Genomic DNA, 21,377 nt, shown 5'->3' with positions numbered 1-21,377 from the left:
GTACGATATCCGACTACTTTTGCTGCGCTAAGTAAGCTACTAATGAGGCGAGCTCTTGATAGCTCAATGCGTTCGCCAGTCCTTCGGGCATCATGGAGTGTTCCAACTCCTGCCGGCTGGCGATTTCCGATTTTGCAAGGGTCGTGGCCGCACCGGTAATGTTGCGGATCGTCAGCTTATCGGCCGATTCTTCGGTGACAAATCCCACGTAGGCATTCCCACCCTTTGTCTGGATCTGCACCGTTGAGAAGCCCTGCGATATGGAAGCATTCGGCTTCAGGATGGATTCCGCGATTTGCTGGCGATTCATGATGGAGCCAATCTGTCCCATGAAGGGACCTTTCTGGACTTCGCTTCGGTCGATGGCGTGACAGGTTTTACACCCTTGTTGTGCAAAAAGTGCAGCGCCCTGTTTCGGGTCCCCTTTAATTTTATCAAGTGCCAGCATGACGTCCTCGATGGAAGATTCGCCCACCTGTCCTTTTTTATTTTTGAGTTTCTCCAGGTCCACTTGAGGGGCGTCTTCTTTGGGTGGCTGTATTTCGATAATGCCAAATTGATTAATGGCCAAGCGATATCTTGTATTCAGTACTTTAAAGAAATCTTTGTTGTCGCTTCCGGCCTTTTTCCATTGTTCCAGCAAAAACGTCCGGATAACCGGTGTTCCTTCCCATTCTATGCCTTTGTAGTAAGGACCGTGGGTATCAGGTCGGGTGCTCCACCACCACGATGCATCATACGGAGCTTCTTTATGGTAAATGCGTGCCAGTGTGTTGATAATTTTTACTTGGAGCGCTTCATCCGCTGTGTTTTCGTATGCGGCAATCAACGCCTGCACCACGCGGTGGTCGTGTAAGTAGCGCATTGCCCATAAGGCAAGATCCCGGTTCCCGGTATTCAGCGCTTCGATGCATTCATCCACCGCATTCAGTGCCACAAGGGCCTTTACAGCTAAATGGGGGAGTATAATTTCTGAATTGGGCGTTGCATGAGGCCCTTCAGTCCCCAGATCGGGAGATTTGAACGACGCAGGAACGTTGATTTTCAGCAATGCGGGGATGGCTTCCTTTTTTCCCAAACGCCCGACACCGATAATCGCCGCGGCTTTGACACGTGGAGCGGAAGCTTGCAGTCCCATTAGAAACGGTTCCAACGGCACTTCCGCTGCCCAAGCTTTGCGATCCGCCAATGCCCGGAGGGCGTATTCCTGTAGATCCGTATCGGCAGTGGCCTCCACTAACCGGGAGATTCCATCCTTTCCCGTTAACTGCGCATAGGTGTACAATGCCGCCACGCGCGACTCCATTTCCAGGGAATTGTCTTCCACCAGCTTCCAAACCCGGGAAGCGGCATCGGCGTTGTCGGTTCGGCTAAGAAGCTCGTATTGGGCTGCTAACCGGGCTTTGGCACTTTTCGATTTCAGCAACGCAACGAGCTTCCGGTTTGAAAACTGCTGGATATCGGCAAACGATTCATAATCAAACCCCTTCGGTACCGCCCGCACTACATAACCGATGTCAGGGCTTCCGGAATAGCCGGCTCCGTCCCAAGCCGAAAGATACAGGATTCCCGATGCATCGATGTCTACATCAGTAATCTGCGGCAATTGGATGAATTTTTCCTCTTGCTGGGTGAACGTTGCCTGATCTGCCTGTACCGGATGGCGGTAAAGATAACTACGCCCCCAATCGGCCATCAGCGGCGTGTTATTGTATTCTTCCGGCCAGCGTTCGTCGTTGAGGTATAGGGACCCGGTTCCGGAACCGCCACCCAAGTCGACCAGAGCAGGGATAATTTCCTCAGTGAAATGCTTAAACAAAATGGGATAACCGTATTCGCCCGACTGGATTTGATGCGAAAAGCGAATGTTCCATCCGCCACCATCGTTGGTGTTGTCCCGCGTAAAAATGTTCATGAATGGGTCAATGGCCACGTCGTAAATATTCCGTAGGCCGTGGGTGTACACTTCCATCTCGGTCCCGTCTGGCCGCACCCTTATAATGCCGCCTCCAAGTACGGTTAATTGCTTACCGTCCCGATCCGTTGCGTTGTGGAAACCAAAATCACCTGCTGCGATGTAAATCCAGCCATCTATTCCCATGCGGATACCATTCGTGGCATGGTCGGTGCCCCGTTCAGCAAGGTAAGTCGGGTTGCTGATGTCGGTGATCAAAGGTGTCGGATCGCCATCTGCGACGCCGTCGTTATCACGATCTTCGTAGACAATGAGATCCATATTGGCCGCCTTTTTGGTTTCGTCGGAAAAACGCGTGTGCAGCACGAAGACTTGATTGCCCAGTGCGAGTATTCCTCTTGGGTTGTCTACGCGGGCAAACACCGTGTCGCTATCCATGATACCGTCGCCATTGCAATCGATCAATTTGACAATCGCCCCCTGTCCCATTTCTTTTCCGAGGGAGCCCATCTTGTCAACCCCTACAAAAATATCGCCGGAGGCAGATACGGCAAGGCAAGCTGGGCTGGGTACCAAGTCGGGGCCTGCAAACACTTTAATGTCCAGTTTTTCCGGCCATTCCAGTTTGGCTGCCAGCGAATCGGTCATGGCGACATACCGATCTTCCGTAACTGTCGTACAATTTTTGTTTTCTGAACTGCATGCCGATGCCAAAAATGTGACGGCAAGTATCAACCAATACGAGTATTTCATTTAGTTTTATATCTGTTTGACGCGGTAAATATAAGGATGTCTAACTATTAGCGCCTATATATTGCTTTAAATTATTTTGGATTGCACGTAGGTACGAACGTCCAAACAAATTCAGATGCACCAATAAAGGATAGAGATTCCACAGATCCACCCGTTCCTCCCATCCGTGTTGTAGGGGATACGTCTCATTATACGCATCGTAAAATCGTTCAGAAAACCCGCCGAATAGCTTAGTCATAGCGATATCCACTTCACGATTGCCATAATAAACTGCCGGATCGATGAAAACAGGTGTTCCCAACTGATCCACTAGGTAATTGCCGCTCCATAGATCGCCGTGAAGGAGCGAGGGCGGCTCGCATGGATACAGGTCGGCAAAGCGGGAAAACAAGCGATCGAATTTTTTATGCAGGTCGGTTCCGTCCAAGATCTGATCTGCCATATCCAACTGTTTTTGCAACCGTTGTTCGATGAAAAATTCCGTCCAATCGGAAGAGAACCCATTATTTTGAGGCAATGGACCAATAAAGTTGTCGTGATCCAATCCGTAAGCATCGGCATGTCGACGGTGTAAAGACGCCAGCAGCCTGCCCAATGCTTCTTGTTGGGGAGCGTCGTGTTTGTTGCCGGTGTCGATCCATTCCATGAGCAGGAAGCCTTCGCCCCGCGCATTCCCGACCAGAAAGGTTTTCGGGACATGGGCTGCTCCCAATGGGTTTCGCAATATGTCCAATCCGTTGGATTCTGCCAAAAACATCGATGCGGCCAACGGATCGTTATTTACTTTTACAAAATAGTCGCCGGTTGACGTTTTGATCCGATAAGCCCGGTTAATATCACCGCCTGATACGGACCCAATAGATTGAATGGACGAATGTGGCCGTTCCAGATTTTTCAAAGAGGCTTCCAATGCCTCGTACAAGGACTCCGACAATAACATGGGCGGAAATTACGTATTGCCTACCGGTTTTCCGGTATTATCACCTCTATTTATTTGCGCCTCATCGCGGTATTGCGTGGCGCTTGCCCAGCATAATGAGGCAGACAGTTTGGAACGCTTTGTGTATGTTTCTACCGGTTTTCCGGTAGAAAACGGGCTATCACGCTTATCCGCGCCCGCTGCTGAAGCAGGAAACCGAATTACTCCCGGTAATCGGGTGTGTTGGGAACCAGATTCAGACTTCCGAGCACGTCCAGACAGGCGGCTTTGATGTCGTACGTCTGGTTTTCCATCGCATACGTTGCACGGATGGTTTCGGCAAACGGTTGCCGGTTGTCTAAATAGAGCAAGTAGTTGATGGCCATGAGTGACAGCTGCGCGGTTTCATGTTGGCAATAACGTTTTAAAATCGTGGCGGCTTGCGAATCGTCAAAAGCCTGGAATGCCACCGCCGCGGCGGTGATGGCTACAGGTGGATAGTCGTCGAGCAGGGCATTTGCGATTTCCTTGGCGTAGGGTGCCAGCGCATCCGTGTGTTGCGACCGTAATCCCAGTATGGCCCAATAACGCACGAACTTGTTGGTATCCGCAAGCATATCAACTTGCTTGGCCGCTACGTCCGCACCCCGGAAACCCGCCAACGATGCCGCATCGTAGATTTTTTCCAGTGGGTAATCGGTATGGTTTAAGCGATATTCGTATGCGGTAGTGGAATCCATCAATTGGGTTATTTCATATTCCGGAAGGAACATCGCATCGCGGGAATTGAGCACTTCGTCCCGATGCAGGCCTCGCATCCGCTTTAAAACAGGCGAAAACTCGGGATCGTCTGCCAGATTCGTTGTCTCCCATGGATCATGCTCGAGATCAAACAGAAATTCAGCGGGGCGCTCTTCAAATAAACTTGCTTGCAGGGCATTCAATTTTCCGGCGGCGAGGTCTTTCCGCATCTGCTGCTTGATTTCGCCGATTTCCATGTAGCGGATATAACGGGCTTCGGACATGAAAGGCATAAAATTGCGGGAATACATAAATCTCCCGTCGGTCACCGAGCGGATCATATCGATCCCGTTGTCTGAGCGGTCGGACGACAATGTCAAGTGCGTTGGGACCGGCGACCGGTCATCACCCATCAGTTTCCGTCCTTTCATGTGTTCGGGAACCGGTGCCCCCGCGAGATGCAGCAAAGTAGGAGGCAGGTCCGTAAAATCGATCAGCTCATTTGTCACCACCCCTGCCGTGCCCCAAGGAGATAGGTGCTTATACATTTCGGGAAACCAGATGACAAACGGCACCCGATAACCCAGGTCGATGCCATTGGTTTTCCCTCGGGGAATGCCTTCTCCGTGATCTCCGAAAAAAAAGATGATGGTGCTGTCCTTCAAGCCGTCTTTTTCCAACCGATCCAGCAGTGCAGCAATTTTATTGTCGGTCAATTTAAGGGAATTATATACCCGGGCGAATTGCTTTCGCATGGGTGGACTGTCCAGGTAAAAGGGGGGCATTTCAAACGCATCTTCCCCGATCCGGTCTTCTTCGGGAAGTTGTTGTAAAACGTGCTCCTCGTACCATGAATACGACTCTGTCATCGTACGTGATTGATGTGAATCGTTGAAGTTAAACACCGCGAAGAACGGCTGCCCCGGCGTGCGGTTCCACCATCCGGCTTTTCCGGAACTTTCATCCCACGCCTCGGCAATAAATTGCTTTTCGCCAGCTACATTGTAATCGGTCTTCTGATTATTGGACGTATAATAACCCGCTTCCTGCATGTAGTAAGGAAATCCTTTGATAAAATCCGGAATGGCGTATTTGCTGCGATGGTTCCCCGTTCCGGTTTCGTACGTTTTTACGCCGGTAATGAGCGCCGTGCGACTGGGTGAACAAACTGTTCCCGTTGAAAATGCGTTGGTAAACCGGACGCCATCTTTAGCAAGGTGATCAATCGTAGGGGTGCTCGCTGCAGCATTGCCATAACACCCGATGAATTCGGGTGAAGTGTCTTCAATCGTAATCCAAAGGATGTTGGGTTTCGGGTGTTGGGACTCTTTCGCGGCACATCCGCAGAGGAAAATTAGGGCGGCTAGAAATGTTAAAAACTTGGAGGGTCTCATAAACTAGATTTGGGCAAAGATACAGATAATACGGAAATAGCTGTAATTTTGCCGGATGATTGAACCCGCCATTACCGAATTTTATACCGACCACGCCGAGGACTCCCGGCTGCAGATTGGGCTGGGGCCCCTTGAATTTGAGCGGAATAAGGTATTAATGGGGCGGCACCTGCAGTCCGACAAACTTATTATTGCCGATGTCGGTGGCGGAACGGGGCATTATGCAGCGTGGCTCAGCGGTTTGGGGCACGGGGTCACGCTGATCGATCCTGTGCCGAAACACATCGAACAGGCAAAACGTAAGGCTAAACGTGCAGCCAATTCATTTAATTGCCTGCTAGGTGAAGCCCGTGACCTGCCGTTTGAAGATACATCCATTGACGTGATTATTCTTCACGGACCGCTCTATCACCTGCAAAAGCAGGAAGATCGGTTGTTAGCGTTGAAAGAAGCCCACCGGGTGCTGAAGCCGGGTGGCAAGGTGCTCGGGTTTGCGATTACTCACGCAGCATCGGCCGTTGCAGCCTTGCATAGCAGTATGATACATCAGCCACAGGTTTTTTCCATGTGCCGTTCCGAATTACTTACCGGACAGCATGAGCCACTCGAAGGTGTGCCGGGTATGCTGCCGCGCGCGTACTTCCACCGCCCCAGCCTGCTGGTTGAGGAATTGGAAGCTGTCGGGCTTGTAACAACCGGCCTTTATGCCGTCGAGGGCCTAGCCTGGATGGATGGTCAATTTTTCCAAAGTTGGGCCGACCCGGTGAAGCGGGCACGTCTACTGGAACTGGTCGGTTTGACAGAAACTGACCGCGAACTCTTATGTTTTAGTCCGCATATCATGATTGCGGGTAGAAAAGACTAACACACTTTCTTTCATAATTTGGTTAATTCGTGTTAACCTGTGCGTAACATAGCCGTTCTAATTTCGCGGCGTTGCTTGCATTTGGTGCACTTCAACTGATAACATATGACACTTGCTTATCCGATGGTAAGTAAGAAAAAAATGTTTGCTTAATTCATTCATAGTTAGTAAAATAGCAATGTATATTCGAATGGGAATTATTTGCATCTTTCAGCTGTACGCTGAATTTGAAGTATATTAAATTTAATCTATTCGGCTCTTAGATCAGTTCTGCTCACTATTTAATCTTTTTATATGAAAATCCGACTTTACATGAAGACTTTCCTATTGTACGTAATAGGGATGTTGCTGTGGGTGCCGTTATCCTACGCACAGACAAGAACCGTTCACGGGCGTGTGACCGGCGAGGGGGATGGGACAGGGTTATCCGGTGTAACCGTTACGGTGAAGGGTACGTCTGTATCTACGCAGACCGATTCGGAAGGCCGATACACCATTCAGGTTTCGGGACAGCAAGCGGTGCTTGTTTTTACGTCTATTGGGGCTACAGCGCAAGAAGAAGCCGTAGGTAATCGATCCGTTGTCGACGTTTCCCTAACTGCCAGCAGTGAACTGTTGGAGGAGTTGGTCGTCGTTGGATATGGGAAGCAGAAAAAAGTCAACCTTACGGGAGCCGTGACGGTGGCAGATACTAAAAAATTGGCCAATCGGCCCATTACAACCTCGTCACAGGCGCTGCAGGGGCTAAATGGGCTGTACGTAAATCAAAATACAGCGCAGCCTGGAAACGATCAGGCCACGATCCGTATTCGTGGCGTAGGTACGCTGAACAATAACGACCCGCTGGTATTGGTCGATGGGATTTCTTACCCATTGCTCGATGTTAATCCCAATGAAATCGAAAGTATATCCGTGCTGAAGGACGCCGCCTCTACCGCTGTGTATGGTTCAAGGGCTGCTAATGGCGTCATCCTGATAACTACGAAGGCAGGATCAAGGGGAGAGGGTTATCGCGTTACGTATAACAACTACTTCGGGGCTGAAGATGTGATCAAACTACCGGATGTGGAATGGGATCCCATCAAATTCATGCGTTACAAGAATATTGCACTTGGCAACGAAGGTAAGGCGCCTGAATATACCGAAGCGGAAATTCAGGAATACGAACAGGGAATGGCGGGAGATCCGAACGGTTATATGTATCCGCGTACCAATCCGTATGACATTGCCTTGAAAACGGGTTTTATGCACGAGCACAACGTAACCGTTTCGGGTGGAGGCGATAAACACAACCTCGCCATTACACTTGGTGCGCTGAATCAAGATGGGGTTTTGAAGTATGGCAAATCAAAAGCCTCCAAATATTCCATGGGATTGAATGGCAAAGTGGATGTAACCGATTTTCTTTCCATCGGAGCTAAAATTTCAGGCGTATACCGTAAGTTTGACGAACCGCAGATGACTACCGAAAGCTATTGGCAGAATGCGATATTCCGTACAGTACCTATTTTTCCGGTGTTGATTGAAGATGGCCGGTATGGCAACACCTGGTTGCGTTCCACGGGGTTAAATGCGTGGGCCAATACACTGTCGAGACTGCGTGAGGGTAGCCGCGATTACGTGCGGACTCGCCTGCTGAGTAACGTGTTTGCCGACTTGAAACTGCCCGCCGGGATTACCTACCGTGCTAACGTCGCAGCGAATACATACGATTATGTGCAGCATGTCTTTCAGCCGTACTTAGAAAACGTGAATCCCAAAACGCTCACGCCCGTCATCGTTTCCAATACTGCAATGGGATACCGGCGCTATGAAAAGGAAATTAATTTGACCGGTTTCCATACGCTCGACTGGAATAAGCAGTTCGCTGATAAGCATACTGTATCTGTGTTGCTCGGTAACAGTATTGAAACGTTTTCTTGGGAATATTTCAATGCGCAGAAGGAGGGAGCTATGGATAATGAATTGACGGATCTGGACGTGTTCCTGACCAATCCGACCGTGGCAGGCAACAGCACCAAATCGGCGCTTCTTTCTTATTTTGGTAGACTGAGTTACAACTTCGATGAGCGATACCTCATGGAGGTAAACTTCCGCAGCGACGGGTCGTCGCGGTTTGCAAAAGGACATCGATGGGGATTGTTTCCATCCTTTTCACTCGGGTGGCGGATAGATCGTGAGCGCTTTATGCAGGATGTTACCTGGATTACAGTATTGAAACCTCGCTTTTCATGGGGCAAAATCGGTAATCAGGAAATTGGCGTCGGGCAAAATGGCCTCTGGCGGTATATCAACGCAGTGGGGTTAGGCCAAAACTATTCGTTCGGTACCACGGAGGCGATAGGTGCCGCCACTACCGCAGCAGCCGACCCCAACCTGAGCTGGGAAACTACTACCATGTCCAATCTGGGACTGGATATTACGACCTTTGAGGGTAAATTGAACACCACGATTGAGTGGTACAATAAAATGACGGATGGGATTCTGCGTCCGGTCAACTTTGCTTCCCAAGTAGGTGATCTCACCGGGCCTACGACGAACGTCGGGTCCATGCGCAACCGTGGGATGGAAGTGTTGATGAATTACCAGGATCAGTTCGGTCAGCTGTCTTTTGAGGTAGAAGGCAGTTTTGCCTACAACAAAAATGAAGTTACGAACCTGAATGGTCAGGAGATTATTTCCGGGCGTTACATCACCGCAGAGGGTTATCCCGTTCAATCCTATTATATTTACGAGACGGAAGGGATTTTTCAATCGGACGAAGAGGTAGCAAACCACGCGTTTCAGAATGCGGCTACCAAGGCTGGATTCCTGAAATATAAAGATCAAAACGGCGATAACGTAATTGATGCGAAAGACCGGAAGATTTTTGCTGGGGTAGTGCCAGAATACACCTATTCTTTTCATTTGGGGATGGGATACAGGGGGGTCCAGCTGAATGCATTTTTTCAGGGCGTAGGCAAAGTATTTACCTATCCACAGCATAATGTCAGCTATCCTTATTACAATGGCGCAGGTGTTACCAAGGAATGGGAAACAGACGCATGGACACCCGAGAATCCCAACGCACGCCTACCTATTTTGACGACGAGTACTGGAAATACGCTGAACTTTGTGAACTCCAATTTCTGGCTTCAGGATGCATCTTACCTGCGGCTGAAGAACCTGCAGCTGGGGTATACCTTCCCAGCCGCCATTGTTCAGAAGATCGCCCTGCGGGATCTTAGACTGTTCGTCAATGCACAAAATCTGTTAACTTTTACCAAAATGAAGAATTGGGATCCGGAAAAGGACCTGACGCAGGATAACATTTTCGCCTACCCGCAGGTGAGAACCTATTCTGCGGGGATAAACGTTACCTTTTAAAACTGAACGAACATGAAATACTACGCTATATTATTGATGACTGCAAGTAGCCTTGCGCTTTTGTCGGGATGCGAAAGCCTTTTGGATACCTACCCTGAAAATCGGTACACCGAAGATACATTCTGGAAAACGGAGACCCAGGCAGATGCCGGTCTTACGGCGTGCTATACCTCGCTACGCCGCGAAGGAATTTACGGCGGTGGAGCTTGGGCTACTCCCTTGTGGGAAGAAACGGCTACACCCAATGCAACGGACTACAACAGTGCTTCTGGCTTTTTCCGTATTGCTGAAGGTATACATGATGGCTCCAACAGCGGGATTATCAACAATCGATGGGCACATGCCTACGAAGGGATAGGCCGATGCAATACATACCTTGCCAAAGTAGGGAACATCCCCATGGGCGAAACCAAAAAAAGCCAGGGTATTGCAGAAGCAAAATTCTTACGGGCGCTTTTCTATAGCATGCTGGTCAATTATTACGGCGATGCACCGTTGATTCTTGAACCGCCTGTTGCCGAACACAATACCTTGCCCCGGACACCGAAAGATCAGGTCTTCGCACAAATTATGAAAGATCTGGATGAAGCGGCGGAAGTATTGGGAGAAAATGCCACCCAGACTGGAAGGGCCACCAAAGGCGCCTGCTATGCATTGAAAGCCCGGCAGTACCTGTACCATGGGTTTTATGCAGAAGCTGCTGCTGCCGCCCAACAGGTAATCGATTTGGGTAAATACAGCATATTTCCCGATTATCGGGGATTATTCATGCCTGAAAATGAAAACAACGATGAAGTGATCTTTGATGTGCAGTATCTTTTCCCCAATTATTGCCATTCCTTCGACCTCATCCGCAGGCAGTTCGATACGAGCGCACCGCTTCGTGGCCTAATCGATGCCTACCTGATGGACGATGGTTCGTCCATTGACGATTCACCACGGTACGACGAGAGTACCTATTGGGAAAATCGGGATCCGCGGTTCGCCATGACATTGGTGTGGCCGGGATCTCAGTATCGGGGGACAATGGTAACCAATACTACTTTTGCACAAACAGGGTATACGTTCAAGAAATACAGTATCTACGACACAGATAACGCGAACAACGGTGTCATAAAAAACAGTAACCAATCGGATATCAATTACATTGTGTTGCGGTATGCCGATGTATTGCTGATGTATGCCGAGGCAAAAACCGAACTCAATCAGATCGACGAAAGTGTCTATGAAGCCATTAATGCGGTCCGTGGCCGGGCCAATGTGAACATGCCGGCCATCCAGCATACGAATCCGGCTGATGTAGCCAATTTCGTAGCCCTGAATGACCAAAGCCGGATGCGAGAAGTGATTCGCCACGAGCGGCGGATCGAGTTTGCAGGAGAGGGATATTATTACATGGATATCCTTCGTTGGCGGACTGCCGAGGTCGTATTAAACGGCCCGATCTACAAACACGATTATACCCAGAAACTGGTCAGGAAATTCAATAAGGACCGGGATTACCTGTGGCCGGTTCCAGACTATGAAATACAGGAAAATCCAGCTTTGGAGCCGAACAATCCGGGCTGGTAATAAAAATAATCCGGAAGTAAAGCGGAATGTTCAGCGAAGTTGGGCATTCCGCTTTTCAATTTATTTAAACTACGCTGGAAGCGTATACTGTGTTTTCAGGTTATTCGTGCAACACTTTTTTATATTCCGAAAAACAAAAAAACCTGATAATCAATTGATTATCAGGTTTTTTTAGTACCCAGGGCCGGGATCGAACCGGCATGGGTCGCCCCACTGGTGTTTGAGACCAGCGCGTCTACCAATTCCGCCACCTGGGCATATGTTAATGTACAATCCCTTATTCGGGGATGCAAATGTATTTATTAATCCGTATTCCGCAAAATGTTTTTTGAATTTCTCGCCCGGTCTGCAACGTAACCCTAAATTGTCACAATTGCCCCTCCCAATTGGCGCATTCTCCCATTCACCTTTGTCGCTGCATATGCTATCTTTGTTTATCACAAAGCAAGAAAAATAACATTCATATTTCAAAACAATCGTCATGAAATTCAATCCTTATTTAAACTTTGATGGCAACGCAGAAGAAGCGTTCCGCTTTTATCAGTCCGTTTTTGGTGGAGAGTTATTCGTGCAACGGATGGGCGATGCGCCTGGGTCGGAAAACCTGCCGGACGACGAGAAAAATCGTGCCATGCACGTGTCTATTCCAGTAGGAGAGGGCCAATCTCTCATGGCATCGGATTGCGTGCCATCTGCGGGACATGTGTTGAACGTGGGCAATAACAATTACATATCCATCACACCTGACAGCCGAGAAGAAGCGGATAGGCTGTTCAATGGACTATCTGCAGGAGGTAACGTCGAGGTACCCATGGAAGACCAGTTTTGGGGTGATTATTTCGGCTCATTTAAGGATAAATTTGGCGTATACTGGATGATCAATTTCCCAAGTAATTCGAAATAAACTTATAGCCTAATCTGTCGCGGGCTCGGGATGGGTTAGGCGTTTATGCGTTACGCGGATACGTTGATATACAAAAACTGTCGCAAAGCATAGTCCGGTAATAACCGCCATGCACCCGGCAATGGATGCATTGAGCCAATAAGCCATCCAGTAACCCACAACCGAAATAACGATACCCAATGCTGCGGTGATTGCCAGCATTTGCTTGAGATCATGCGTCATAAGATATGCGGTAGCGGGCGGGCCAATGAGGAAAGCGATGACCAGTATCGCGCCGACGGATTCAAAAGAGCTGACTGTTGTGAGTGATACAGCAGCCATCAGCAAATAATGCCAAAGCGCCGTGGAGATACCAAGCGCCGACGCAAAGGCAGGGTCAAAAGAGGTTAATTTCAGCTCTTTGTACCCAAACTTAATGAACAGTATCACAATAAGCAGCACGGCCGAAAGGATATATATGGGACGCGGTCCTAAAATCGTTCCGCCGGGTGTAACCCACAGATCAATGGGTACGTACGCGATTTCCCCATACAGCACACAATCCTGATCTAGATCTATCTTTCCGGCAAAGACACTGATCAGAATGATCCCGATGGCAAAAAGAAACGTGAAGGTAACACCGATGGCAGCATCTGTCTGTAAATTTGCCCGCCGATGAAAGTATTCAATGAGAAACGTGGCCAATAATCCGGTAGCTCCCGCGCCCAACAACATGGGCAGCGTTTCACGGCTTCCGCTGAGTAAAAATGCGATCACAATTCCTGGTAATACGGCGTGGCTGATCGCATCGCCTACCATGCTCATTTTGCGGAGAATCAGGAAACATCCGAGCAATCCGCAGGTAACGGCGACCAAGGCACCCGTTAATATGATCCAAAATGCTATCATGGTAAATCCCTATTCATTCTTCAAATTTTTGGTATCTCCGTATTGTGTGGGTCCTTCTTGGGATAGCCCAGTTGATGCTCAAGCTCACGTTCCAGCTCCGGTGTTAGGATGTGCTCGATCGTCTCGGCATCGTCGTGCACATGATCGGCAGCAATATCCATGTACTGGGTTAGGTACAACTCCCATAGACGATGCAGTCGGACCACCCTGGCGGCTTTTTGGTAACCCACATCCGTCAATGCCCATTGTTGGCCATGCGCAATCAGCAATTGCTTGGTGGCCAAACGACGCAGGGTGGTTTTGAGTAATGTTTCATTAACCTGGCGTGTATGAATCAATTCGGATAGGTCTCTTTTTCCTTTGAAATGGCTATTCCGTTCGCCCAAATGATAGAACATCTTTAAGGTGTTTTCTTCGGCGATGATCCGTTGGTTTTTGCGTTGGGTGTACAGCTTGGGAACGATTCCCTTTTTGGGCGCGAAAAAGAAGGAAACAAACGCGATGATCGATGAAACGACAACCATCCACGGACCTGTAGGCATGGCAGGTGCGGTATACGAGATATAGGCGCCTGCTAATCCAGCAAATACGCCGAATGCAACCGCGATTGCGACCATCCGCCGAATGTTATCGGTCCAATACCTCGCCGCGGCTCCGGGGGTAACCAGCATAGCTGCCATCAAGACCACACCCACTGCCGTAATACCCGTAACCACCGCTAGCACTGTCAGACTGGTGAGTAGCAGGTCGAGTTTTCGTACCGGATAGCCCAATGCCTCGGCATACGGCCGGTCAAACGCCACCAATGCAAATGCCTTGAAAAACAAACCCACTGCAACAAGCAGTACCGCGGCCAAGACACTGAAGATCACCAAATCCGTGCCGATCAGGGTAGCTGCCTTGCCAAAGATGAAATGATCCAAACCGCTCTGTGCGGCATTGCCGGATTGCTGAATGTAGGTCATCATCACCATGCCGGCACCGAAAAATACCGACAACACCAACCCAATGGCGGCATCTTTCTTTAATTTGGATTTCGTAGCAATGTAATCGATTGTAATCAGCGCAAGCCACCCGGTTATGAATGCACCGACAAGCATGAATGCCGTGTTTTTGCTTCCCGAAAACAGAAAGGCCGCACAGATACCCGGCAAGACAGCGTGTGATACCGCATCGCCCACGAGTGCTTTCTTTTGAAGCAGGATAAAAACACCCACCATTGCCGCACTGGCCGACAGTAGGACATTGCCCAACACGACATACCGGACATTGGGATCGGTAAAGGAGAAGAAATCGATGAAATGCTGCATAAGAATTCTTCCGTTTAGTTTTCCCGGCTGGGAAACGCCCGTTTTTCCATCACATCGCCCACCTGCGACAGCAAATTTAGTCGACCTCCGTATGCTTGCTGGACCATTTCTTCGGTAAAAACCTGCTCGGTGGGGCCGGCGGCAACTAGGTGCATGTTCAGTAGGATAATCCAGTCAAAGTAGGAGCGCGCCGACTGGAGATCGTGGTGTACTACTACAATGGTCTTGTCGGCCGCGGCCATCTCCCGCAATAATCCAATGATTGCCTGTTCGGTAGCAGCATCTACCCCGGCGAAAGGTTCGTCCATAAAATAAATGTCGGCTTCTTGCGCCAACGCCCGGGCAAGGAATACCCGTTGCTGCTGTCCGCCCGATAATTGTGAAATCTGGCGTTTGGCAAAAGCCGACATGCCTACTTTGTCAAGACATTCAAGGGCAATCGACCTATCGCGCGCTCCGGTATTGCGTAGGAGCCCAACTTTCCCATAGCGACCCATCAATACAACATCCAACACAGAAACTGGAAAATCCCAATCGACCGACTCTCGCTGAGGTACATAGCTGACGCGCTGCCTGATCTCTTCAAGTGGGCGTCCGAATAGCTTGATAAAACCGCTGGAAGGGGGAATCAGCCCCATGATCGTTTTTAGCAATGTGGATTTACCCGCACCGTTCGGTCCGACTATACCGGCAATACTGCCAGACGGGAGCGTAAAATCGATTCCCCATAATACGGGCTTTCGCGAATAACTTACCGTAAGGTCGTGCACTTCCAAAATGGGTTCTTGCGTGTGTATAATCATATGGTGTCTCCCCCTAAAGCTTTCACGATGGTATTCACATTGTATTTCACCATGCCGATGTAGGTACCCTCCGGCGTGTCGGGAGCTCCCATGGCATCTGAAAAAAGATTTCCGCCTATTTGAACCCGTCCTCCCCGTTGATGCACCCCTGCCAGCACCGCTTTCAGCGACCTGTCTGATACCGAACTCTCGACAAACACAGCGGGTATTTGATGGGTCACGATGAAGTCGACTAAATTGGATACGTCCTGAAGCCCGAACTCGGAAAGCGTTGAGATCCCCTGCAACCCTCGTACTTTTATGCCGTATGCACGGCCGAAATAACTGAAGGCATCGTGAGCGGTGATGAGGATACGTTGGTTGGGGGGTATCGAGCCGATCCGTCTGTGTATCCAAGCGTCTAACGAGTCCAGTTGGCGCATGTAAGTATGGGCATTGGCTTGGTAATAATCGCTGTTGACGCTATCTAACGTTGCCAATTGCACGGCCGCATGAGCGGTCGCTTGTTTCCAGAGCAATACGTCAAACCAAATATGTGGATCGTAGACGTTGTCGCCGATGGCGATGAGATTTTGTAGGCTGTCACCCACTGCAATAACCGGCTTTACACGCGCTTGCTTTTGCAGGATACTTGCCAGTTTCCCTTCAAGATGCACGCCGTTGTAAAATAGGTAATCTGCGTCTAAGATTTTTCGCAGATCCCCTTGACTCGCTTTATACAAATGAGGATCCACTCCGGCATGCATCAACGCTTCTACAGTAGCGGAATCGCCAACAATCTGCTGAATCATGTCGGCCACCATTCCGGTAGTGGCTAAAATACGAAGCCGTCCGTTTTCCGTCCGTTGCGCGGTGCGCTCACAGGACATCAAACTGATCAACCCCGCTAGCAAGGCAACGACCAAGGTTGCGTGTTTCATTACGCAAATATATGTATTTTAGATTAATCTAACATTTTTTGTAAGTTATTTTAAACTGTTGGTGTTTCGATGATCTTTTACTTGGTAACGATTACACTTTCGGCAATTGGTAACATTGCCGAAAGTGTGTATGCTAAAAACTGTATCCGGGATTCTGTGTGAGAGCCGGATTTAACCCCCGCTCCGGCTGGGGAATCGGAAGCAGGAATTTATACGGTTGTATGTCAAACGCAGTCGGTGGTAACAACGGATAGGTTGCTTTTGCCTTGATCGCGTACGCCTGCATGATTTCCAACCCTCGGGGATTTCGCTGAAGATCGTGGAAACGTTTATTTTCAAATGCCAACTCGACTCGTCGCTCGTGGAAAATCAAGTCTCTTAGCACCTCTTTGTTTGTTTCGGTTATGTTGCCAAGTCCGGCTCTGTTTCGAACAGCATTTAAAGGACCCAAAGGGGATTTGCCTTGCTCATTCAAAGCTTCAGCCAGCAGTAGAAGTGCTTCCGCGTACCGGTAGATGGGCCAGTTGGTACTGGAGTTGCCTGCTAGTTCGAAGGGGGGATGCAGAAACTTCTTGCTGTAGGGCTGGCCCACTTTTCCTTCTTCGGGTGTATAGTTTACGACACTTTTGTTGGCAGATATCGTCATGACATAGCTGTCGTCGTAGGTGCCTTCTGCAACCGCAATGGAGGCTTCCAGACGAGCATCTCCTTCTTCATACGCATCGATCAGGTCTTGCACAGGCTTGTTCCAGCCCCCTGAACCGACTGTGTTACTGAATGGAGCCCCTGTTATTAAGACGGTGTTGGGTGTTCGGGGAAGAAACTGGAACGGCACGATGTTGGGTTGACTGCCGGTACCCGTCACGGTCTGATACTGTACTTCAAACAGCGATTCTTCATTATTTTTATTGGTCGGTTTGAATACATCTTCATAGCTTGTTGTGATCAGCTTATATCCCATATCCGGCAGGGTATTTAACAGCGCTTCAGCTTCCTCATACCTTTTTAGCGTAACATATACGTCGGCTAGCAATACGGTGGCAGCGCCTTTGGTAGCTTCTCCCGATTGGGGGAATTTAGCAGGTGGTTCCAGTTGGGCAATCGCATCCTGGCAATCGGAGATAATCTGTGCGTATACCTCGTCAACACTTGCTCGAGGTAAAAATGCTTCCTCAGCCTTGGTTACCTCGGTAAGGTGCAGCGGTACGTCACCAAAGAGACGGACCAGCTTAAAATAATTCAGGGCCCTGATAAACTTGGCCTGTCCGTCAGCCTTCGCTTTGCCTGCTTCTGTCGCGCGTGCGGCATTGGGAATACGCCCGATAAGAATATTTGCACGGGATATTCCCGTATAACAATGGAAGTAAATAGAATTGATATAGGTGTTGTTTCCATCGTTGTTCCAATCCGCTCCGCTTTCCCGGTGTACGTTTGCTGTTCCCCGGTTATTAGGTGCGGGCTGGTAATGCGTATTGTCGGCATGCATTTCCGATGCAAAGTGATCGTTGAGGAGAACGTCACGCAGGGGGACGTAGGCCGCCAGGGCAGCCGATGCCAGCTGGTCATCGGTTTGATAAAATGTCTCAGGAGACAATGAATCTTCGGGTAATAAGGAAATATAATCTTTATCGCAAGCGGTTGCTGTCAACGCGAGGACAGTAATCAATAAATATATCTTTTTCATGGTTGTCCTATTTATTTAAATGTGGTGGTGATTCCTATCGAGAAAGTCCTTGGTACCGGATAGGCATTTTCATCCACGCCAAGGCCTGCGGCAGCATCCCCCGCGCCCAAAGAAATTTCAGGATTATAGCCCGAATAGCCGGTAATGATAAATGCCTGCTGAACCGATGCATAGAGCCGGAAGTTTTTTAGCATCAAATTATCCTTCAGGTTAAACCGGTAACCCAATGCAATATTTTTTGCGGTCAGATAGCTTCCATTCTCGATCCACTGCGAGTTTACCGACCGACCAATAGCAGTCGTGTTGACCAATGTGCGTGGATATATGCCTGACCCGGGGTTTTCCGGCGAGCGCCAATAATCCAGCGCAGCCGCTAGCGGTACCCTCGAACCGTCCATATTGGTTAAATATGCCCATTTGGAAGCTGCCATGATATCGCCGCCTACCTGCCCCGCCATCGTGATGCTCAGGTCCAGATTTTTATAGTTGAAGGTATTCGTCATACCAAACGTAAAATCCGGAGTTGGGTCGCCGATAAACGTCCGGTCGTTGACATCGTCAATCACGCCGTCCCCATTTATGTCTTTCATTTTCAGTGTGCCCACTGCCGAGTAATTCGCTCCGGATACGTATTTGGCTGAATTGGCCAGGTCCTCCTCGTCTTTATACAACCCGAGGTGTACAAATCCGTAAAATTCTCCGAGTCGACGGCCAATTTGATGTCGGTAGTAATCGGAATAAATACCCGTATTCCTACGGATATACCCTGGATCAACCAGGTTTTTTATTTCATTCCTTTCAAAAGATACGTTGACGTTGGTTGTCCATTTCAGGTTGCCGGTCGTATTCACGGTATTCACGGTTAGCTCATGCCCCCAAAACTCAAACTGGCCAACATTAAACTGGATGCTGCTAAACCCGGATGCCCGTGGTATTTGTCTTACCTGGATCAGCCCATCCGATAGTTTGTGATAGTAGCCATAAGTAAACGAAATCCTGTTTTTCAGCAATTCTATATCAATTCCAAGGTCCAGCTGTTTGTTCCTTTCCCAGGACAGTTCCGAATTTCCCAGCGAGCCGATCGTTTGCCCCTGCTGCAGGACCCCGTTTACAAGGTAATTGTATTTGCTCAATGTGGGTATCGCGGTAAAATTGCCAAAGGTATTGTTACCGGTAATGCCATAACTGGCCCGTAGTTTCAGTAAGTCGATAAACGTGAAACGTTCCATGAAACGCTCGTCGCTGACGATCCATCCCACCGATACAGCCGGGAACCAGCCATATTTACGGTCGGCCCCAAACCTCGACGACCCGTCGCGCCGGATCGATCCCTGCAACAGGTACTTTCCTTTGTAGTTATAGTTTAGCCGCCCGATTTCCGACAGGAGGGAATATTGTGTCATGTTGCTGGCCGCAGAAGTGATGGATGTTGCCGCACTCAGGTAGTAAATATCGTCACTTGGGAAACCTGTCCCATTGATAACGTTGCTTTCTTGCTCAAATTTCTGCGCTGCATATCCGACCAAGGCTTCCACGTTGTGATCTTGCCCAAAGTTTTTTTGGTAGTTCAGGAAACCTTCGGCGGTATACGAATAATTGTCTACTGATCCGCTAATGCCGGTTGACAAAACGGATAGCGCCGGGACGGTATTTACCGCCACCTGGGGCAGGTACTGATTCCGAGTCTCGGCGCCTTTGTCGATGCCCAGATTAGTTTTGATGGTTAATCCCGGCAACACCTCGTAATTGAGGAAGGCGTTACCCAAAATACGGGTGGTCTTGTAATCGTCCTGACTTTCTTTTATCCGTGCCATCGGATTGACATAAGCCGTCATACCCGGTGAGGAGGCACCGATCCGATAGCTGCCGTCCTCGTTATACGGACTCAAAATGGGGCTGGATTCCAGGATTTTGGCATAATATCCTTCTATCCCGTCCGAAGGGAGCCTATTATTATGATCCATCCGATAACTTGGTGCCAGGTTGAACCCGATCCGTAATTTATTGTCGGCCAACGATAGGTCCTGGTTTAAACGGAGGGAAAGAAGCTTTGAGCCGGTGTTGATGACGACCCCTTGCTGTTCTTCATAACCTGCGATGACGGCTGAAGAAGATTTTTCCCTTGCCGAGAATAGGCTCAGGCTATAGCTTTGAATAGGGGCGGTCCGGGTTAACAAATCGTGCCAATCGGTTCCTTTTCCATAACGGGTCACGTCACCTTGATATTCAGCCGGTATGGATGCCGGATTGAAGTTTTCGTATTTCACTTTGTCTTCAAAACGCTGCTGCATAAACTGAGCCCACTGCGTGCCATCCATGACTTCGGGTACCCGATTTTCCATGAGTCGCTGTAAACCATAATTTGCATTGAAATCGACCTTTGTGTCGCCCTCCTTTGCGCGTTTTGTAGTAATCAGGATGACGCCATTGGCGGCACGGGAGCCATACAATGAGGTGGCTGAAGCATCTTTCAGGATGGTAAACGACTCAATTTCATCTGGATTAATGTTGTTGATGCTTCCGGTGATGGGCATGCCATCAATCACAAACAAGGGCTGATAGTCGGTAGCAAGAGAGGCCGCCCCGCGGATACGGAATGAAATACCCCTTCCTGGCTGTCCGCTGGTTTGCGCCACGTTTACACCGGCCACTTTGCCTTGCATCTGCTGGCCAAACTGCATAACCGGCATATCTGCTACGGTTTCGGCATTTAACGTTGCGACCGAACCCGTAATCTCCCTGCGTGCTTGTTTGCCATAACTTATTTGTACTTCTTGTAGTTGGGTGTTGCCGGTCATGGTGAAGTTGGCCGTCACTGCCCTGCCCGCTTCTATGGTCACATCCCTTTCTGTGTTTTGATAGCCAACGTAAGTTACGGTGAGTGTGTATGAACCTGCTGGAACGTTAAACGAATAATTACCGTTTCGATCCGTCTTGGTGCCATAACCGTTGCTGGAAATAACAACAGAAGCTCCCTGTAATGGCCCTGTTTCGTCAGAAATGGTTCCTGTAAGGGTTCCAGTGTTTTCCTGTGAAAACACGGATCCGGAAAACAAAAGAAGCACGACGACGAGTAAGCCGACTTGCCCCCACGGAGGCAAAACTTTAAAAAGGTGTCTTTTCATGATTAATTTAGTTTAAAATTGTTTTTGTTTTTATAGTGTTTAATTCGGAATACCACATAAAACGAATGTATTTTGCGTTTGTAAAGGTATTTTAAACATATTAAAACATTATTAAGTCAAAATTAAGTAATAATTATAATAAAAATAAATATTTTTTAACTTTGATCTTGCCGTTGTCTGAACACTAAGCAAGGGGAATTTAAATCGAGTTTTGTACC

The 21,377-nt window shown here is 48.9% G+C and carries 13 protein-coding genes and 1 tRNA gene; 4 read left to right on the top strand and 10 right to left on the bottom strand.

Annotation, left to right across the window (positions count from 1 at the left end):
• Positions 1-13: 13 nt before the first annotated feature.
• The 3 genes from BMZ56_RS04090 to BMZ56_RS04080 form a co-directional block, all read right to left on the bottom strand.
• On the bottom strand, positions 14-2,668 hold the full coding sequence (locus BMZ56_RS04090) for a DUF7133 domain-containing protein (protein WP_090624593.1): 2,655 nt from the start codon (positions 2,666-2,668) through the stop codon (positions 14-16).
• A gap of 40 nt (positions 2,669-2,708) precedes the next feature.
• Positions 2,709-3,608: a fructosamine kinase family protein gene (locus BMZ56_RS04085; RefSeq protein WP_090624590.1), complete on the bottom strand. Its 900-nt coding sequence runs from the start codon at positions 3,606-3,608 to the stop codon at positions 2,709-2,711.
• A gap of 200 nt (positions 3,609-3,808) precedes the next feature.
• Positions 3,809-5,722 (bottom strand): sulfatase family protein, encoded by a 1,914-nt coding sequence (locus tag BMZ56_RS04080; protein WP_090624588.1) that lies wholly within the window; start codon positions 5,720-5,722, stop codon positions 3,809-3,811.
• A 55-nt stretch (positions 5,723-5,777) separates the two neighbouring features.
• On the opposite strand from BMZ56_RS04080, the gene BMZ56_RS04075 reads away from it, so the two are divergent.
• From BMZ56_RS04075 to BMZ56_RS04065, 3 genes are all read left to right on the top strand, one after another.
• Complete coding sequence (locus tag BMZ56_RS04075; RefSeq protein WP_090624586.1) at positions 5,778-6,587, top strand: class I SAM-dependent methyltransferase; 810 nt, start codon at positions 5,778-5,780, stop codon at positions 6,585-6,587.
• Positions 6,588-6,881: 294 nt separating this feature from the next.
• Complete coding sequence (locus BMZ56_RS04070) at positions 6,882-9,953, top strand: SusC/RagA family TonB-linked outer membrane protein (RefSeq protein ID WP_090624584.1); 3,072 nt, start codon at positions 6,882-6,884, stop codon at positions 9,951-9,953.
• A 12-nt stretch (positions 9,954-9,965) separates the two neighbouring features.
• Positions 9,966-11,525 (top strand): RagB/SusD family nutrient uptake outer membrane protein, encoded by a 1,560-nt coding sequence (locus tag BMZ56_RS04065; RefSeq protein ID WP_218146458.1) that lies wholly within the window; start codon positions 9,966-9,968, stop codon positions 11,523-11,525.
• Between the two features lie 175 nt (positions 11,526-11,700).
• On the opposite strand, the gene BMZ56_RS04060 is transcribed toward BMZ56_RS04065, so the two are convergent.
• Positions 11,701-11,782, bottom strand: a tRNA-Leu gene (locus BMZ56_RS04060).
• A 224-nt stretch (positions 11,783-12,006) separates the two neighbouring features.
• Between BMZ56_RS04060 and BMZ56_RS04055 the strand changes: the two genes are divergently transcribed.
• Positions 12,007-12,429: a VOC family protein gene (locus BMZ56_RS04055; RefSeq protein WP_090624582.1), complete on the top strand. Its 423-nt coding sequence runs from the start codon at positions 12,007-12,009 to the stop codon at positions 12,427-12,429.
• A 9-nt stretch (positions 12,430-12,438) separates the two neighbouring features.
• On the opposite strand, the gene BMZ56_RS04050 is transcribed toward BMZ56_RS04055, so the two are convergent.
• From BMZ56_RS04050 to BMZ56_RS04025, 6 genes are all read right to left on the bottom strand, one after another.
• Entirely contained in the window at positions 12,439-13,317 is an 879-nt protein-coding gene (locus BMZ56_RS04050) for a metal ABC transporter permease (protein WP_090624580.1), read from the bottom strand.
• A 20-nt stretch (positions 13,318-13,337) separates the two neighbouring features.
• The gene (locus BMZ56_RS04045) at positions 13,338-14,627 is read right to left on the bottom strand and encodes a metal ABC transporter permease (RefSeq protein WP_090624578.1); all 1,290 of its coding nucleotides are present in this window, start codon (positions 14,625-14,627) and stop codon (positions 13,338-13,340) included.
• Between the two features lie 14 nt (positions 14,628-14,641).
• Positions 14,642-15,430 (bottom strand): metal ABC transporter ATP-binding protein, encoded by a 789-nt coding sequence (locus BMZ56_RS04040; RefSeq protein ID WP_090624576.1) that lies wholly within the window; start codon positions 15,428-15,430, stop codon positions 14,642-14,644.
• Positions 15,427-16,350, bottom strand: coding sequence for a metal ABC transporter solute-binding protein, Zn/Mn family (locus BMZ56_RS04035; RefSeq protein WP_090624574.1), 924 nt, complete (start codon positions 16,348-16,350; stop codon positions 15,427-15,429). The genes BMZ56_RS04040 and BMZ56_RS04035 overlap by 4 nt, the downstream gene beginning before the upstream one ends.
• 133 nt (positions 16,351-16,483) lie before the next feature.
• The gene (locus BMZ56_RS04030) at positions 16,484-18,034 is read right to left on the bottom strand and encodes a RagB/SusD family nutrient uptake outer membrane protein (RefSeq protein ID WP_090624571.1); all 1,551 of its coding nucleotides are present in this window, start codon (positions 18,032-18,034) and stop codon (positions 16,484-16,486) included.
• Positions 18,035-18,045: 11 nt separating this feature from the next.
• On the bottom strand, positions 18,046-21,159 hold the full coding sequence (locus BMZ56_RS04025; protein WP_090624569.1) for a SusC/RagA family TonB-linked outer membrane protein: 3,114 nt from the start codon (positions 21,157-21,159) through the stop codon (positions 18,046-18,048).
• Positions 21,160-21,377 lie beyond the last annotated feature (218 nt).

Origin of the sequence: Parapedobacter indicus, assembly GCF_900113765.1 — a bacterium.
GTDB lineage: Bacteria > Bacteroidota > Bacteroidia > Sphingobacteriales > Sphingobacteriaceae > Parapedobacter > Parapedobacter indicus.
Note: the sequence above shows the minus strand (reverse complement) of the source record. Positions and strands in the feature narration are given on the sequence as shown.

Coding starts and splice junctions, on each gene's coding strand:
- BMZ56_RS04090 (WP_090624593.1), bottom strand. CDS start 2,668: ATGAAATACTCGTATTGGTTGATACTTGCCGTCACATTTTTGGCATCG.
- BMZ56_RS04085 (WP_090624590.1), bottom strand. CDS start 3,608: ATGTTATTGTCGGAGTCCTTGTACGAGGCATTGGAAGCCTCTTTGAAA.
- BMZ56_RS04080 (WP_090624588.1), bottom strand. CDS start 5,722: ATGAGACCCTCCAAGTTTTTAACATTTCTAGCCGCCCTAATTTTCCTC.
- BMZ56_RS04075 (WP_090624586.1), top strand. CDS start 5,778: ATGATTGAACCCGCCATTACCGAATTTTATACCGACCACGCCGAGGAC.
- BMZ56_RS04070 (WP_090624584.1), top strand. CDS start 6,882: ATGAAAATCCGACTTTACATGAAGACTTTCCTATTGTACGTAATAGGG.
- BMZ56_RS04065 (WP_218146458.1), top strand. CDS start 9,966: ATGAAATACTACGCTATATTATTGATGACTGCAAGTAGCCTTGCGCTT.
- BMZ56_RS04055 (WP_090624582.1), top strand. CDS start 12,007: ATGAAATTCAATCCTTATTTAAACTTTGATGGCAACGCAGAAGAAGCG.
- BMZ56_RS04050 (WP_090624580.1), bottom strand. CDS start 13,317: ATGATAGCATTTTGGATCATATTAACGGGTGCCTTGGTCGCCGTTACC.
- BMZ56_RS04045 (WP_090624578.1), bottom strand. CDS start 14,627: ATGCAGCATTTCATCGATTTCTTCTCCTTTACCGATCCCAATGTCCGG.
- BMZ56_RS04040 (WP_090624576.1), bottom strand. CDS start 15,430: ATGATTATACACACGCAAGAACCCATTTTGGAAGTGCACGACCTTACG.
- BMZ56_RS04035 (WP_090624574.1), bottom strand. CDS start 16,350: ATGAAACACGCAACCTTGGTCGTTGCCTTGCTAGCGGGGTTGATCAGT.
- BMZ56_RS04030 (WP_090624571.1), bottom strand. CDS start 18,034: ATGAAAAAGATATATTTATTGATTACTGTCCTCGCGTTGACAGCAACC.
- BMZ56_RS04025 (WP_090624569.1), bottom strand. CDS start 21,159: ATGAAAAGACACCTTTTTAAAGTTTTGCCTCCGTGGGGGCAAGTCGGC.